At 72.7% G+C, this 16,552-nt stretch carries 11 protein-coding genes and 1 pseudogene; 6 read left to right on the top strand and 6 right to left on the bottom strand.

Annotated features, from left to right (window positions below):
• Window positions 1-58: 58 nt before the first annotated feature.
• The 5 genes and pseudogenes from B0I33_RS02775 to B0I33_RS30855 form a co-directional block, all read left to right on the top strand.
• Window positions 59-1,249 (top strand): cytochrome P450, encoded by a 1,191-nt coding sequence (locus tag B0I33_RS02775; RefSeq protein WP_106176868.1) that lies wholly within the window; start codon window positions 59-61, stop codon window positions 1,247-1,249.
• Window positions 1,250-1,272: 23 nt separating this feature from the next.
• Window positions 1,273-1,599: a 2Fe-2S iron-sulfur cluster-binding protein gene (locus tag B0I33_RS02770; RefSeq protein ID WP_106176867.1), complete on the top strand. Its 327-nt coding sequence runs from the start codon at window positions 1,273-1,275 to the stop codon at window positions 1,597-1,599.
• A complete protein-coding gene (locus B0I33_RS02765) occupies window positions 1,577-2,860 on the top strand; it encodes an NAD(P)/FAD-dependent oxidoreductase (RefSeq protein WP_106176866.1) in 1,284 nt (427 codons plus the stop codon). Before B0I33_RS02770 ends, B0I33_RS02765 begins: the two co-directional genes overlap by 23 nt.
• Window positions 2,861-2,885: 25 nt before the next feature.
• Window positions 2,886-4,088 carry a cytochrome P450 gene (locus B0I33_RS02760; RefSeq protein WP_106176865.1) on the top strand — a complete coding sequence of 401 codons (1,203 nt, stop codon included), beginning with the start codon at window positions 2,886-2,888 and terminating at the stop codon, window positions 4,086-4,088.
• A 554-nt stretch (window positions 4,089-4,642) separates the two neighbouring features.
• A pseudogene (locus B0I33_RS30855) lies at window positions 4,643-4,804 on the top strand (nuclear transport factor 2 family protein); the annotation flags it as partial.
• Window positions 4,805-5,075: 271 nt separating this feature from the next.
• Here the strand turns inward: B0I33_RS30855 and B0I33_RS02745 are convergent.
• Window positions 5,076-6,383 (bottom strand): MFS transporter, encoded by a 1,308-nt coding sequence (locus B0I33_RS02745; RefSeq protein ID WP_106176863.1) that lies wholly within the window; start codon window positions 6,381-6,383, stop codon window positions 5,076-5,078.
• A 92-nt stretch (window positions 6,384-6,475) separates the two neighbouring features.
• Between B0I33_RS02745 and B0I33_RS02740 the strand changes: the two genes are divergently transcribed.
• Complete coding sequence (locus tag B0I33_RS02740) at window positions 6,476-7,405, top strand: LysR family transcriptional regulator (RefSeq protein WP_106176862.1); 930 nt, start codon at window positions 6,476-6,478, stop codon at window positions 7,403-7,405.
• 225 nt (window positions 7,406-7,630) lie between these two features.
• On the opposite strand, the gene B0I33_RS02735 is transcribed toward B0I33_RS02740, so the two are convergent.
• The 5 genes from B0I33_RS02735 to B0I33_RS02715 all read right to left on the bottom strand — a co-directional run bounded on the left by B0I33_RS02735 (window position 7,631) and on the right by B0I33_RS02715 (window position 16,552).
• Window positions 7,631-10,462 carry a glycosyl hydrolase gene (locus B0I33_RS02735; protein WP_106176861.1) on the bottom strand — a complete coding sequence of 944 codons (2,832 nt, stop codon included), beginning with the start codon at window positions 10,460-10,462 and terminating at the stop codon, window positions 7,631-7,633.
• Window positions 10,459-13,239 carry a family 78 glycoside hydrolase catalytic domain gene (locus B0I33_RS02730; protein ID WP_106176860.1) on the bottom strand — a complete coding sequence of 927 codons (2,781 nt, stop codon included), beginning with the start codon at window positions 13,237-13,239 and terminating at the stop codon, window positions 10,459-10,461. The genes B0I33_RS02735 and B0I33_RS02730 overlap by 4 nt, the downstream gene beginning before the upstream one ends.
• Before the next feature lie 691 nt (window positions 13,240-13,930).
• On the bottom strand, window positions 13,931-14,761 hold the full coding sequence (locus B0I33_RS02725) for a carbohydrate ABC transporter permease (protein ID WP_106176859.1): 831 nt from the start codon (window positions 14,759-14,761) through the stop codon (window positions 13,931-13,933).
• Complete coding sequence (locus B0I33_RS02720) at window positions 14,751-15,710, bottom strand: carbohydrate ABC transporter permease (protein WP_106176858.1); 960 nt, start codon at window positions 15,708-15,710, stop codon at window positions 14,751-14,753. Before B0I33_RS02720 ends, B0I33_RS02725 begins: the two co-directional genes overlap by 11 nt.
• Window positions 15,704-16,552, bottom strand: coding sequence for a metallophosphoesterase (locus B0I33_RS02715; RefSeq protein ID WP_106177026.1), 849 nt, complete (start codon window positions 16,550-16,552; stop codon window positions 15,704-15,706). The genes B0I33_RS02720 and B0I33_RS02715 overlap by 7 nt, the downstream gene beginning before the upstream one ends.

Genomic DNA, 16,552 nt, shown 5'->3' with positions numbered 1-16,552 from the left:
TGTGGAGGTGGGCCCGCTGACACTCGATCCATCCGGCGGCTAGGAGGCGACGTCAACGATGACCGTGGACACGACAGAGGCACGGCCGATCCCGACCGCGGACTGGGTGACGATCCCGGACCTCTACGCGGACCCGTACCCGATCTACCAACGACTGCGGGCGCAGGCCCCGATTCACTGGATACCGGCGGTGAACCGCCACCTGGTCATCGGCTACGAGGCCTGCCACGCCATCGAACTGGATCAACAGCGGTTCTCGGCCGACGAAGCGCAGTCGCTGATGAAGCGCTCGATGGGGCACAGCATGCTCCGCAAGGACGATCCCGAGCACGACGCCGAACGGAAGGCGTACGGCGGGGTGCTGCGCCCCAAGGCGATCAAGCAGCGGTGGGAAGCGGTGTTCGACCGCAACTACGCGACCTACGCCGCGCGCCTGCGTGCCGCGGGCCCGGGTGCCGACCTGGTCGCCGAGTTCGCCGCGCCCTACGCGGCGGAGAACCTGCGGGCGATCCTCGGCTTCGCCAACGCCACCCAGCAGGACCTGCAACGCTGGTCGCAGACCCTGATCGACGGCACCGGCAACTACGCCGACGACCCGGACGTCTGGGCGGCCGCCGAACGCTCGTCCCGCGAGGTCGACGAGGCCATCGACGAGATGCTGCCCGCGCTGCGCGCCGCACCCGACGGCAGCCTGCTGTCGGTCCTGGGAACGTCCGGGATGCCGCTGGACGCGTTGCGGGCCAACGTCAAGATGACGATCGGCGGGGGGCTCAACGAGCCGAGGGACGCGCTCGCGACGACCGTCTGGGCCCTGCTGTCCCACCCGGAGCAGCTGGCGAGCGTGCGCGCCGCGGATCGCTGGTCGGACGCCTTCGAGGAGTCCATCCGGTGGATCGCGCCCATCAGCATGTACCCGCGCGAGGCGACCCGCGACACCGAGTTGTGCGGCATGGCCATTCCGCGCGGTGCCCGCCTCGGCGTGGCGGTCGGGGCCGCCAACCGCGATCCCGCGGTGTTCACCGACCCCGAGGCCTACGACGTCGACCGCCCCCGCAAGCCCCATCTCGCGTTCGGAGGCGGCAACCACTTCTGCGCCGGCGCCTGGATCGCGCGGGCTTCCGTCGTCACGATCGCGCTGCCGCGCCTGTTCACCCGGTTCCCCGGTCTGCGGCTCGCCCCGTCCCGGCCTGCCACGGTGGGCGGCTGGGTCTTCCGTGGCGTGCTGAGCCTGCCCGTCCATTGGGACTGACCCCCTCGAAGCTAGGAGCATCGATGCCCAAGGTCGTTTTCCATCACTCCGGTGACGCCGGCACGGTCGTCGACGCGGACCCGGGCAGCAACGTCATGCGCGCCGCCGTGCAGAACGGCGTCGCCGGGATCGTCGGCGAGTGCGGCGGTCAGGCGATGTGCGCCACCTGCCACGTCTACGTCCGTGAGCCGTATCTCGGCGCGCTGCCGCCGGTCAGCGAGGACGAGGAGGAGATGCTCGACTGCACCGCCGCGCCCCGCGACGACCGGCGCAGCCGCCTCGGCTGCCAGTTGACGCTCGGCGGGGACCTGGAGGAGGTGGAGGTCGATGTGCCCGAGGCCCAGCTCTGACGGCCACTCCCGCCCCGGGCACCCCGGTGCGCGGGTCGTGGTGGTCGGAGCCGGCCACGCCGGCGTGCAGGTGGCCGACACGCTGCGCGCGCGGGGGCACACCGGCCCCATCACGATCGTCGGCGACGAACCGGTGCTGCCCTACCAGCGGCCTCCACTGTCCAAAGAGCACCTGACACCGGCGGACGCGGCCCCGGTCCTGCCGCTGCGCGCGGAGCGGTACTTCGCCGAGCACCGGATCGACCTGCGTACCGGCGTCACCGCCACGGCGCTGCACCGGGAAGCCCGCACGGTGGAGCTCTCCGACGGCGGCGCGGTGCCCTACGACGCGCTCGTGCTCGCCACCGGAGCGGTCAGCCGCGCGTTCGGCGTGCCCGGCGCCGACCTCGCCGGTGTCCACGCGCTGCGCACGCTCGCCGACGCCGACGCCCTGCGCGCGGCGCTGCCCGGAGCGCGCTCGGTCCTCGTGGTCGGTGCCGGATTCATCGGGCTGGAGTTCGCCGCGGCAGCGCGGCGGCATGCGGTGCGGGTGACGGTGCTGGAGGCGGGCGAGCGGCCGCTGGCCAGGGCGGTCTCCCCGGAGACCGCCGCCCACCTCGCCGCCGCCCACCGCGAGGCAGGCACCGAGCTGCGCTGCGGCGAGACCGTCGCGCGGTTCGTCGGCGAGCACGGGCGGGTCCACGGCGCCCTCGGCACCACGGGCGCGGAGTACCCGGCCGACCTCGTACTGGTGGGTATCGGCGTGGAACCGCGGGCCGAGCTGGCGGCGCGGGCGGGGCTCGACGTGGCCGACGGGATCGTCGTCGACGAGCGCCTGCGCACCCGCGACCCGTCGGTCTACGCCGTCGGAGACTGCGCGAACCACCCGAACTCCCACGCGGGCGGTCGCGTGCGGCTGGAGTCGGTGCAGAACGCGGCCGGCCAGGCCCGGCACGTCGCGTCGGTCATTCTCGGCGCGGAGCGGGCCTACGCCGAGCTGCCCTGGTTCTGGAGCCACCAGGGCGAGCTCACCCTGCAGATCGCCGGGCTACGGCTTCCCGGGGACGACAGCGTCGTCCTCGGCGACCCCGCCACCGGCCGGTTCTCGGTGTGCTGCCTGCGCCAGGGCAGGCTCGTCGCCGTGGAGTCGGTGAACCGGCCCGCCGACCACATGGCCGCCCGCCGCCTGCTCGCCGCCGGGCGAGTGCTCTCCCCCGGCGACCTGCGCGATCCGGCGTTCAGCCTGAAGCGCCTCGCTCGCGCGCTCGTGCCCGCCCCGTAGCCGACGCCCTGCCCGAGGAGTTGCGATGACGACGACGTCCACCGCCGCCGCACCCACCGCCGACTGGGTCGATCCCGCCGCACTGATGATCGACCCCTACCCCACCTACCGGCGGTTGCGGGACGAGTGCCCCGTGGCCTGGGTTCCCGCACTGAGCCGGTATCTGGTCACCTCGTTCGCGGGCTGCCGCGCGATCGAGGAGGACCAGGAGACCTTCAGCGCCGCCGTGTCCGGCGGCGGCGCGACCATGGCGCGCGCGCTCGGCGCGCAGCCCATGCTCCGCAAGGACGACCCCGAGCACGCGCACGAGCGCGGGGCGATCAACCCGGCGCTGCGGCCGAAGACCCTCCGCGAGCGCTGGGCGCCGGTCTTCGAGCGCAACGCTCGTACCCACCTCGAGGTCCTGCGGGAGCGGGGCCCGGACGACGCGGACCTCAACCGGGACTACGCCGCGCCCGTCGCCTCCCAGAACCTGGTGGACCTGCTGGGGCTGAAGGGCACGCACGTCGAGGACATGCGGCGCTGGTCGCATGCCTTCATCGCCGGAACCGGCAACCTGCTCGACGACCCCGGGATCTGGCGCCGCTGCGACGCCGCCCGCGACGAGGTCGACGCCCTGCTCGGCGAGCTCCTGCCCCACCTTCGCGAGCATCCGGACGGCTCCATCACCTCCGCCCTCGTCCACTCCGGACTCCCCCTGGCGCAGGTCTCGGCCAACGTCAAGCTCACCATCGCGGGAGGGATGAACGAGCCCCAGCACATGGTGACCAACGTGGTGTGGGCGCTGAGCCGCCACCCGGACCAGCGCGAACTCGTGCTCGGCGATCCCACCCGGTGGCCTGCGGTGTTCGACGAGGCCGTGCGATGGCTGTCCCCGATCGGGATGTACCCGCGGGAGACGACCCGGGAGACCGTCCTGCGGGATGTCCTCCTGCCCACGGGCGCTCCCGTCGGCGTCGTCGTCGGCGCCGCCAACCGCGACACCACGGTGTTCGAGCACGCCGAGTCCTTCGACATCACCCGCCCACGTCGGCCGCACCTGGGATTCGGCAGCGGAACGCACCTGTGCGCCGGTCACTGGGCGGCACGCATCGCGATCGGCGAGATCGCCGTCCCCCTGCTGTACACCGAGCTGCCGAGCTTGCGCACGGATCCGCGCCGGAGCGAGTCCTGGGACGGCTGGGTCTTCCGCGGCCTGACCGCCCTTCCGGTCACCTGGAGCGGCTGAGCGGCTTCCGGTGCTGCGCGGCACCGGGCGTGCGGTTCGTGACCGCGAGCCGGCAGTCGCTGGGCATCCTCGGCGAGCGCGTGGTCGACGTCCGGCCGCTATCCCGCGGTCCCGGCTGCTCGACGACCGCGCCGGCGCGGTCAGTTCCCACTACCGGCTGACGTCCGGACGAGGGGACCGGGTGCGCGACGAGGCGGTGGCCCGCAGCACCGACATGGCGACACAGCGGAGTGTTCCTCCGCGTTGTGGGCGCGCCCACGTCGCGGTGGCGGAGAGCCGCCTCGCGGACGCGATCACCGCCGGATGGCGGAGCCTCGAACAGAGCATGCCCGTGGAGAACCAGCTCGCCGTGTTCGAGGCGGAGTTCGACTCACCGCCCGCACTCGCCGCGGCCCTCGGATCGCCCGAGGGGAAGGCGGTCACCGAGGACGTTGCCCGCTTCGCGACCAACGTGCGCACGTCCTGCACTACACACCCGGCGACGCCGTCGGCCCTGATCCCAGGGAGGTGGCCTCCGTTATCCCGACGCCTGGGCCCGGCGGGACGCCGACGCCATCATCGCCCTGTTCGCCGAAGGAGGCCGCTACCGGGACCCGTCCCTGCCCGGTGCGATCGGCGTGGAGGATCTGCGCGAGCATCTCGACGCGCTGTTCACCGTGGTGCCGGAGCTGACCCTGCGGGTGCTCGCCGCGGCCGCCGACGGCCCGAGCACCGCCGTCGCCTTCTGGCGCATGACCGGCACCGCCACCGGCCGGGACCGAAGGCGAACGGCGGAGCGCACGACATGCCGGGCAGCGACATCCTGCGCGTCGATGCCGAAGGCAGGATCACCTGGACCGAAGCGCTCGACGGCCGGCAGACCTTCGCGGAGCAGGGTGGCCACGCCTGACCACGGGCCAGGACGGCAGGCCCCGGTGTGCCCGCGGACGCCGGCACACCGGGGCCACCGGCACCGGGAGCCCGCACATCGGCCCCGGCGCCCGTGCCTCACGAACGCCGGGGCCGGGTGAGGTAGGCCAGGCAGCCGAGGCACGCCACGGCCATGACCGTCAGGTACGCGCTGATCGGCGCCGTCGAGTTCCAGGTCACGTACAACGCGGTGGCCACGGTCGGGGCGAGACCGCCGCCGAGGATCGACCCGACCTGGTAGCCGAGGGACGCACCGCTGTAGCGCACCTCCGCGGAGAACAGCTCCGCGAACAGGACGGCCAGCGGGCCGTAGACGATGGCGAGGCACACCGCGAGGCCGATGATCGCCACCAGGATCAGGGCCGGGCTCGCGGTGTTCACGAACGGGAAGAGCGCGACCGCCCACACCACCTGGCCTGCCGAGCCGGCCAGCAGCACCGGCCGTTTCCCGTAGCGATCGCACAGCAGGCACGCGATCGGCGTCACCACGAGCCACACCGCGGACCCGGCCACGATGAACGCCAGGATCATGCCGCGATCCAGTTCGAGCACGGTGGTCGTGTACGACAGCAGGTAGGCCATGAAGATGTAGCCGAGAGCGTTGTTGCCCGCGAACGCGCCCGCGGCCACCAGCACCTGCTTGAGGTTTTTCCGCAGGACGGTGAGGACGGGCAGGCGCTCCTGCCGCCCCGCCGCCTTCACCTCCTGGAACGCGGGACTCTCCGAGATGGACAGCCGGATCACGAGCCCCACCGCGAGCAGGATGGCGCTGGCCAGGAACGGCACGCGCCAGCCCCAGCTCGACATCGTCTCGGTGGACAGCGACGCGGTCATCACCAGGTACACGAGGCTGGCGAGCACGAACCCGCCCGGCACGCCCATCTGCGGGAAGCTGCCGTAGAAGGTGCGCCGCCGTGGCGGCGCGTGCTCCACCGCCATGAGCACGGCGCCGCCCCATTCCCCGCCGACGCCGACACCCTGCAGCAACCGCAGCAGCACCAGCAGGATCGGGGCCCAGACCCCGATCGTGGCGTAGTTCGGCAACAGTCCGATGCCGACGGTCGCGAGTCCCATCAGCATCAACGACGTGACGAGCATCGACTTGCGGCCGACCCGGTCTCCGAAGTGGCCCATCACCACGCCGCCGATCGGCCTCGCCAGGAAACCGACCGAGAAGGTGGCGAACGAGGCGAGAGTTCCGGCCAGCGGGGAGAAGCCGGGGAAGAACTGCGGGCCGAACACCAACGCGGCGGCCATGCCGTAGATGAAGTAGTCGTACCACTCGACCGCGGTGCCGATGAAACTGGCCATGGCGACCCGGATCGGCCGCGTCGTGTGGTCCGAGGTTCGTCTGGTGGCGCCCTGGCGGGCGTCGAGCGAGCTCATCGCTTGTCTCCTCATCGTCGGGGAGCCGGTCGCGGGTTTACAGTGAGTCGCACCCCTACCTCAGGTAAAGAACAGAATTCCGGGAAGCAATCGTGGAAAAACTGAGCAATCTCCCCGGCTTCTCGCTGCGGCAGCTCTGGTACTTCGTCGCCGCGGCCGAGGAAGGCACGATCAGCGCGGCCGCGAGCCGCCTGCACGTGTCGCAGTCCGCGGTGTCGCTCGCGCTGGGCGAGCTGGAACGCGCTCTGAAGGTCCAGCTGTGCGTCCGGCGCAAGGCGCACGGCATCACGCTCACCCCGAGCGGGACCCAGGTGCTGCAGCAGGCCAGGGCGCTGCTGCGGCAGGCGGAGGAACTGGCGGAGACGAACGCGGGCGACTCGGCGGACCTGGCGGGCAGGCTCGCGCTGGGCTGCTACCTCACCCTGGCGCCCACGGTGCTTCCCCGCCTGCTGCACGGCTTCGGAGGCCGGCATCCGCGGGTGACGATCGACTTCACCGAGGGCACGCAGGACGCTCTGCAACGCCTGCTCCTGGCGGGAGAGCTCGACCTCGCGGTCCTCTACGACATGGAGGTGCTCCCGGAGATAGCGCAGGTCGAGCTCTACCACCGGCGGCCGCACGTACTCCTGCCCGCCGACCACCGGCTGGCCGGCCAGCCCGAGGTCGCGCTGCACGACCTGGCCGACGAGCCGATGGTGCTGCTCGACGCGCCCCCGAGTTCACACCACACGCTGCGGCTGTGCACGGACGCGGGCGTCAAACCGGTGGTGCGGCACCGCACGAGCAGCTTCGAGACGGCGCGCGCGCTGGTCGGTCGCGGGCTCGGCTACGCCATGCTGATCCAGCGCCCGGCCAACGACCGCACCTACGAGGGCCTGCCCGTGGTGTACAAGTCGATCTCCGAGCTGTCCGGCTACGCCGTGTCGGTGCTGCTGGCGTGGCCGAGGCACACCCGGCTCACCCGGCGGTCGGCGGAGTTCGTCGCGTACTGCCAGGACGTCTTCGCCGGCGAGGATTCCTGACCTGGCGGTCGGCGGACCCGGATTCGGTCCGGGGTCCCGCACATGCTCCTCGTGCAGGGCCATCGAGGGCCCACGGTGCAGGCCCACCGTTTCGGTCCGGCCGGGCGCCCGCGGGATCGGCGCCGGGCTCAGGACCCGTCTCCAGGCCGGGCTGCCCGGCCGGTCGACCGGACACCGACCCGCGCACCGGCGAGCGCGAGCGCGCACACGAGTTTCCCCCGCCCGTCACTCACGGGCGCGGAGCAGCAGGCGAACCGGGCCGAGCAGGCCGCAGTCCTGCCGCCGCACGCTGCCGTACACCTCCGGGCGGGTCACGCGCAGCCGGTTGATCAGCGTGCCTGCGACCTCCACCTCGATCGTGTTCCGGCCCGCACGCAGGTGCCCGCTCACGTCCACCACCGGGTTGAACAGGTTGACCGGCGGCAGCCGCCTGCCGTTCACCCACACCCGTGCGGTGTCGGTGAACCGGCCGAGGTCCAGGCACGCACCGTGCCCGCCGAGCCACTCCCGGCCGAGCTCGACCGTCGTGGTGTACCGGCCGACACCGGAAACGTCCTCCAGCCCCGCGAGTTGCGACCACGGCACCAGTTCGGCGAGGTCACGCTCGTGCACCACGACCCGCGTCTCGGTCGCCGACGCGCCGGGCCGCCAGTCGGCGAGCCGCAGGTGCCACGACGGCAGCGCCCGTGCCGCCGCGGTGCCGGTGCCGCGGGGACGTCCGCGTCGCGTGCCCGCCGTCCAGCCGGGCCCCGCCAGGGCCACGATCGTCGACTCGCCCGGTCGCAGCGTGATGCGGACGCGCACGGCGCCGCCGTCCTCGGCGACGTGGCGGAGCCGCCACACCTGCCCGGTCCACGAGTCCAGCGCGTACGGCAGCACACGACCGGCCCGCGGCAGCACCACGTCGTGATCGACGACCACACTGTCCGAGCCGTTCACGAAGTAGAAGTAGCTGACCTCGCCGTCCACCCGCCGGGCGTGCAGCAGCGGGGACGCTTCGGCGTACCGCACGTCCGGGCGCAGGCCCAGAGCCGCGATGCCGTCCGGGATCTGTGGCCGGTCGTCCACGCGCCGCACGGACGGTTCGGCCAGCAGCCTGCCGAACACCTCCGCGAGCCGCTCGTTCTCGCCGGGTCGCGCGATGCCGGGCACCCGCGGCTCCGTCCACGGGCCCACGACCAGCATCGGCAGTCCCGCTCTCGCGAGCTCGAGGAGGGTGCGCGCGGCCGCGAGCGGCATCGTGTTCGCCCGGCCGGAGAACGCGTCACCCTCGAACACGAGCAGCTGGTACCCCGGTCCGTCCGGCGCGAGCCTGCCTCCGGAAACCCGTGCGCTGGGCAGCTCCAGCAGGCGCGGGCTGAGGAACGCGTGCGTCCAGCCCTGCGTGACCCCGGTGGCCGAGAACCACGCCGCGCCGAACCCGGACCCCGCGTAGCCCTTCTGCCGCAGGAACGCCACGTCACAGCGGGCCACGCCGGCCTGCAGCACCAGTTGGTTGCGGGCGAGGTGACCCGCGACGTCGGCGGCATGTCCCCACGTCGGCTGCCTCGGACCCCACGACTCGCTGTAGCCGACGCCACCGTCGTACGGGGTGAACGCCGCGAAACCCGGCCACTCGGCGCCGGGCGCGTCGGCGTAGGAGAACCCGTGCAGCACGGCCTGGTTCACGCCCGCCGAGTACTCGCGGCCGATCGTGCGTGCCGCGCGCTGCCACGTCACGCTGTACGAGCCACCGTAGACCGCCGCCGCCTCGCTGGACAGGATCTTCTTGCCCCCCATGTCCCGCCCGCCGGCCAGCGAGCGGAAGTCGTCCAGGTTCTTGAAGCCCAGCGATTCGCCCTCGGAGATGTCCACCGCGGCGGCCTTGGCGACGGCGTCGGTCTGCAGACCGTACGGCTGGATGCGCAGCTTCATGCCCAGCCCGTGCAGCCACTCCTGCAGCGGCCGCAGGTGGTGCTCCAGGTACAGCTGGCTGAGCACCTCGTTGACGTCGTCGCGGACCCGGCCCGAGACCCCGGTGTCGAAGTCGAACACCGGGTCCTCGTCGTGCTGCACGATCACGGGCAGGTACGGCAGCGGGGAGTAGCCCAGCCTGGACTCGAACTCCTGCGGCAGCCGCGGTGTCCACAGTGTCGTGTCGGTCTCCATCTCGATGGAGTCCTCGAACATCGCGCCACCCGACTCCCGCAGCAGTCGCCGGACCCGTGGGGTGAGGATCCGCCGCTCCCAGAAGTCGATCACGGCCTCGGTGCCGGCACGGCTGAAGTGGTCGACCACAAAGGACACCGGCTCGGTGTGCGGGCCACGCTCGGGACGCTGCCCCGATCCGCGCAGCCAGTAGGCGATCAGCAGCCACGTGCCCTCACCCGGCGCGGTCCAGGTGATCGTCCCGCCGTCGGCCCGCGCGGTGAGATCGGTGACCGAGGCGGCCTCCAGCCTCGGCCTGCGCGCGTCCGGCGAGCTGCCCGCGGCCACCCGCACCGCCTGCACGGCGAACAGGTCCTGCCTGCCCACCCCGTGTTCGGGTGGCACCACGGCCGCCGGCACCGGCCCGGAGTACGTCTCCCCCGCGGCCACCGTGACCACGCCGTGCGCCAGCTCCTTGACCGCGCCGTCCGAGTCGGGGGTGATCGACGGCACGGCGGCGGGCCAGGCCGGGCCGATCGTCACGTCGACGATCACGCCCCGCCGGTTGCCCTGGTCCAGCGCGGCCTCCAGCGCCCGCACCCACGGCGGGGTGCCCCATCCCGTTCCCGCGGGGTCCAGCGGCTCGCCGATGCTGTGGTGCACGTCGGCGATCTCGACGCCGCCGAACCCGGCGTCGGCGATCGCGTCGATCTCGCGCCGGATCTCCGCGGGCTCGACCATGCCGTGCGGCCACCACCAGCGGAACTTCGCCTGGACCTCGCGCGGCGGCGCGGCGAACGTGGCGGCGAAACCCCGGCCCGGTGCCGTGGCCGCGGCGGGCCGGACGCCGAGCGCGGCCGTGGCCGCCCCGGCCCCGGCGGCGGTCAGGAACAGGCGCCGGGAGAGACCGCGTCGCGGGTTGTCGTTCACTGCTGCCCACCTTCCGCGGGCACGGGGACGAAGACCGCCTTGCCCGAGCCCATCTCGAAGATCACCCGGTCGCCCTCGGTCCCGACGTAGCGGCCCCCGGCCGGGCCCACCGCCCGGTAGGTCGTGCCGCCGGCCGCGGGCAGCTCGACCCTGGCCGTCACGTTCACCGGGATCTCGACGGCGGCCCGCAGGCCGTTCCGCGTCCGCTTCCAGGACAGCGACACCGGGCCCCGCTGGGTGTGCACGGTGCCCTCCGCATGCTCCAGCCCCGTGCCCGGCGGCACGATGTCGATCCTGGCCGCGCCGGGCGCGGCGGGACGGATGCCGAGCAGCGTCTCGATCACGTCGACGGCGGCCTGCGCGCCCCAGCCGTGCGACTGGCTGAAGTTGGTGCCCTCGTCGAGGGTCCACGCCTCCCACGTGAAGGTCGCGCCCTGTTCGAGGATGTTGGCCCAGCCGTGGTCCTCGGTGTCGGTGAGCAGATCGAGCACGGCGTCCGGCCTGCCCGCGTCCGACAGCGCCTGCAGCAGCCAGTGCGCGGTCATCGGACCCTGCCGCATACCCATCCCGGCCAGGTACTCGGCCAGCCGCGGCTGGTCGCGCTCGGGGGCCACGCCGAACGCGATCGCGTACGAGGTGCTGTGCTGTCCCTTGTGGGTGCTCTGCGCGCCGTCGGCGTGCAGCCCGTCCACGTACACGCCGTCCCCGGCGCGCAGGCGCTCGTTCATCGTGTCGGCGAGCGTGTGCTGCTCCTGCCGGTACCGCCCGGACTCGGTGGCGGGCCTGCCGAGCACCTCCGCCATGTCGGCGGTGCGCCGCAGCACCTCGACGGCGAGGGCGTTGACCGTGGTGCGCGCGGCGGTGTCCATGTCGTAGCCGAAGCGGCCGGGCGCCGGCCAGTCGACGATGCCGTACCGGTAGGCACCGCTGCCGCCGGAGAGGTTCGTGACCAGGCCGGCGGTCGGGCCGTCCTCCGGGATGTGCCGCAGGACGTAGTCCGCCGTCGCGCGGATCGCCGGGTACGCCTCGGCGAGCAGTGCGCGGTCGCCGGTCACCTCGTAGTAACGCCACACCCAGTCGACGAACATCTCGGTGTAGTCGGGGATGTCGCGCTTGCCGTCGCCGTTCGGGTACACGGCGTTGTACCGCCCGGCGTCGGCGCCGTTCGACCAGTACCGGCGCTGCGAGGCCAGGAACTCGCGGATCGCCTGCTGGGTGGCGTCGCGCTCGGCGAAGCCCTGCATCGTCGCGTAGGAGATGTTCGCGGCGTCACCGAGGAACTGGGCCTTCTCCCGGGTGGGGGTGTCCACGAACTGCTCCTGCACCGAGTACAGCGCCGAGCGCTGCAGCAGTTCCCACACCTCGTTCAGCGTCTCGTTCGCGCTGGTGAAGCTCGCCTGCCTGCCCTCGGGCACGGCCGTGTGCACGAGGATCGCCGAGACGTCCTCGCGGTCGATGTCCTCACCGGCACCCGGGATCTCCAGGTACCGGAAGCCGAGGTGCGTGAACGCCCGGTAGTGCTGCGGGCCCTCGGCCTGGATGTAGGGGAAGTCCATGTCGGTGTCCTGAGTGGCCAGGTCGGCCGTGGACACCCGCCCCGCTGCGGTCAGCTCGTACCCGGTCCGTATCCGCACCTCGCGGCCTGCGACGCCCGCGTCGAAGCGCACCTGCGGCCGGGCGGGGATGACCGCGCCGAAGTCGGCGACCACGGTGCCGTCGTCCGCGGTCAGCAGCCGGACCGGATGCACCTCGCGCTCGACGACCCGGGTCTCCTGCGCGTTGAGGTGGCTGAACCTGCTGGTGGGGTGGGCGCCGAGGCTGGTGGCGCGTTGCCAGGCGGAGTCGTCGAAGCCGGGCCGCGCCCAGCCCTCGACGACCCCGCGGCCGTCCTGCTGGTCGACCCGGTCGCCCTCGCCGTTGCGCCGCGGGGCGTCGGGCACGAACCGGGTGTCCCTGGTGACCCGCCAGTCGTCGCCGGTCACGACGACCTGGCGGGTGCCGTCCGCGTGCTCGATGACCAGCTTGTGCAACAGGGAGCGCTCGGCGGCCGGGCGGCCCTGGCCGCCGCCGTACCAGTGGTAGCGGACACCGACGGCCAGCGGCTCACCCGCGCTGACCAGGCCGGTGACGTCGGCGACCTGGTAGTAACCCTCTCCCGGGTAGCCGAACGACGCGCCGCGGTCGGCCCGCGCGCCGTTGAGGAACAGCTCGTAGGTGTGGTTGGCCGCGGTGTAGGCGCGGGCGCGCACCACCGGACTGTCCGTTACCTCGACCTCGGTGCGCGCCAGGGTGTAGTCGTCGGCCTCGGTGCTGTCGCGGCGGATCCACTCGGCACCCTCCCAGTCGCCGTCGCCGAGGGCGGTCTCGAACGTGGCGGGCTGCGACCACGGCGAGACCTGCCCGGTCCGGTCCCACGTCCGCACCGTCCACCGGTAGGCCGTGCCCGCGTCCAGCGGCGGCCCCGCGTACGGCACAGCGGACTGCTCGCCCGAGCGCACGCGCCCGCTGTCCCACACCACGGCGTCGCCGCGGCTGACCGCGATCTGGTAGGCCGACTGCGCCTCGTTCGGGTCGCGGTCACGCGGCAGCCAGCCGAACGCGGGCGGACCGGCCACGCCCAGCGGCGCGGTGCGGTCGCCGACGGTCAGCGACGCGGGCGCGAGCGGCGGGGTGTCGCGGTCCTGATCGGCAGCGGTACCCGCGGGCACGCCGACGCCGAGGACGAGGCAGGTGAGTGCCGCGAGCGCGGTTCCGCGCGCGGCCTGTCGCTGGCGCATCGTTGCTCCCAGTTCGCTCCGGTGGGGATACGGAAATCGAAACGTTTCAAGACCCTAGGTGAGCGATCCACGGAAAACAAGGCTTGCGCCGGACCCGGAGACCTCCGGCGTGTCCGCGCTCCACGACGTCGTGTCCGCCAGCCGCGCGGGCCCGAAGTGATGCGGACCCACGGCCACACCCGGCGCGGAGGAGGCTCGCCGCCCGCCCACGCGATCCGTTCACGACCGGCTCACCGCCACGGCAGCGGCCCTGGCCGCCGCGGACGCAGCGAGGCCCGGCCCCCGCGCTGCTCTCCCCGCCAGCGCGGGAACCGAACCGGCGCGCGCCACCGAAGACCCGCCCCGCGACACCCCGATCCGACCGGACGATTCGACACTCCACCCCGCTCGAGCACCGGTGCGGGCATCACGGGAGTCCACGACATCGGACCATGAAAGGTTTCAATCCGCGGCGGGCGTTCGCCGCGCCAGCACCCCGGGCCGGACCGGGTGCCGCCGGGTCTCCCCGTGAGGGGGCGACCGACCGATTCGCGGGTCACCGGCGCGGCTTCCGTTTCGGTGACCGGGATGACGCCGAGGCGGTGCGCTGGCAGCCGCGCCGCGGGGCGTCGTCGTCCTTCGTGCGCGGGACCGGGCGTTGTGGCAGGTCGCGACCACACGGTCGAGTTCGGCGCGCGCCTCGTGCACGCGGCTACTTGAGGCCCGAGCGCACGAACGCGTTCACGATGTGCCGCTGCAGTACCAGGTACAGCACGAGGACGGGCAGGCACGCCAGCCCGGCCGTGGCCATCAGCGGGCCCCAGTCGTTGCCCTCGGTGCCCATGAAGCTGCGCAGACCGAGCTGCACGACGGCGTTGCTGCGCTGCAGCACCATGGCGGGCCAGAAGTACTCGTTCCACGCGGTGATCGCCAGCAGGATGCCCAGCGCGGCGAGCGCGGGCCGCAGCGCGGGGACCACGACCAGCCACAAAGTACTCCACGACGAACGTCCGTCCATTCTGGCCGCATCGAGGAGCTCTTTCGGGAATCCGGCAAGGTGCTCGCGCAGCAGGAGCACGCCGAGTGCGGAGCACAGCGTCGGCACGATCACACCGGCGAGCGTTTCCAGCAGGCCGAGCCGCGACAGCAACACGTAGTTCGGCAGCATCGTCGCCTGGAACGGCACCAGCCAGGTGCCCACGAACATCAGGTACAGCAACCGTTGCAGCGGGAACCGCCATGCCACGAACGCGTAGGCGGCGAGCAATGCCACGAGCAGCTGCCCCAGCGCGCTGAACACGGCCACGACCCCGGTGTTGAGCAGCATACCGAGCACGTCGTTCTTGGCGAAGGCGTCGGCGTAGCTCGCCGTGGACAGCGGCCACGGCAGGACCGACAGCGAGTACACGTCGCCGGGCGCGCGCACGGAGGTCGCGTACAGCCAGTAGACGGGGAACACGCACGCGAGGCTCAGCACCCCGAGCACGAGATGCCCGCCGAGGCGCCGCACCCGAGGCTCCCCCACCGCGTCGTCAATCGTCATGGTGGCTCAGCCTTTCCGCGAGCCGCGTCAGCAGCGCGGCCACGACGATGAAGCCCGCGAAGAACAGCACACCGGCCGCCGCGGCGAGACCCGCGTCGTGGTGACGGAAGCCGTACTCCCAGAGCAGGTAGTAGATGTTGGTGGTGGAGCCGACGGGCCCACCCTGGGTCAGCGTGTCGATCAGCGGGAACGTCCACTGCGCCGACAGCAGCACGGTCATCAGCACGAGGAAGGCCAGCGTCGGGGACAGCAGGGGCAGCGTGATCCAGCGCGTCACCTGACTCCGCGAGGCACCGTCGACCTGCGCGGCGGCGGCGTAGTCGGGGTTGATCCCGGTCAGCCCGGCCGTCACCACCAGCACGGCGAAACCGGCGACATGCCAGCCGGTGATCACGATGATCGAGAGCTGAGCGGTTCCCGTGGTGTTGAGCCAGTTGACGTCGGTGCCCAGCACCCGGTTCACCGCGCCCGCCGACGGGTCGAGCAGCCACTGCCACACCGCGGCACCCGCCACCGGCGCGACGAGCATGGGCGCGAAGACCAGCGCCCGGTACACACCCTGCGCCCGGCCGCGCACGCGCCGGGTCAGCAGCGCCACGAGCACCGGGATCACCACCGTGAAGGGCAGCATGCCCAGGATCACGACCACGGTGCGCCACACCGAGCGGCCCAGCTCGGGCGTGCCGAGCAGTCGCTCGTAGTTGGCGATGCCGACCTCCTCCATGGGCGTGCCCGGCACGAGGTTCCAGGAGTGCAGCGACAGCACGAAGGTCTGCGCCAGTGGCTGGTACGTCCACACGACCAGCAGGACGACGGCGGGCGTCAGGTACAGGTACGGCGGCGCGATCCGCCGCGCCCGGGTCCACCAGCTCTCCCGGGAGGCGGGCACCACGCCCGCCTCCCGGGCGCGCAGGGGCGGCGCGACCTCCACGAAGGTCCCGCTCACCATGCGCCGACCACCTCGCGCACCATCCGCAGGCGCTCGGCGGCGGCCACGTCGTACACACCCTGGGCCGTCGACAGTGGCACCGCGGTGGCCACGATCTGGTCACCGAACACGTCGATCCGGCTGAACGCGGCGTCCGCACCGGCCAGCAGCCTGCCTTCCGGCGGTACGGTGGCGATACCGTAGGCCAGCGCGGGACCGACCCACACCGGAACGCCCGCGAGCGCACCGCAGCCCGCGTGGTGGGCGTGCCCGGCGACGACGAACCGGACGTCGGTGCCCGCGAGCACGTCGGCCAGCCGATCGGCGTCCCGGAGCCGCAGCAGATGCACGGTCGGCACCGGCGAAGGCAGCGGCGGATGGTGCACCACCAGCACGGTGCCCCTCTCCGCCGGGGTGGTGAGAACGTCCGCCAGCCAGTCGAGCTGCGCCGGGGCGAGGTGCCCGTCGTGCCGCCCCGGCTCGCTGCTGTCGAGTGACACGATCCGCAGCCCGCCGACGGTCGTCACCGTGTCGTTGTCGCCTGTGGACGGTGCCAAGCCGAGTACCTCGGCCCGGAAGGCACCCCGCTCGTCGTGGTTGCCCATGGCGTACACCACCTCGGCACCGAGCCGGTGCGCAGCGGGCTCCACGAGGTCACGCAACCTCCGGTACGCGGCGGGGGCACCGGCGTCGGCGAGGTCACCGGTGAGCAGCAGTGCCGCCACGGGCAGGCTGGACCGCTCGACCATCTCCAGTGCCGCGACGAGGTTCGCGGCGGTGTCGACGACATCGTGCATGAGCTCGCCAGGGGGGAGCAGGTGCGTGTCGGTCAGCTGGACAAGCGTCAGGTCGGGGCCGGGCAC

Origin of the sequence: Prauserella shujinwangii, assembly GCF_003001955.1 — a bacterium.
In the GTDB taxonomy this organism is placed as follows: domain Bacteria; phylum Actinomycetota; class Actinomycetes; order Mycobacteriales; family Pseudonocardiaceae; genus Qaidamihabitans; species Qaidamihabitans shujinwangii.
Note: the sequence above shows the minus strand (reverse complement) of the source record. Positions and strands in the feature narration are given on the sequence as shown.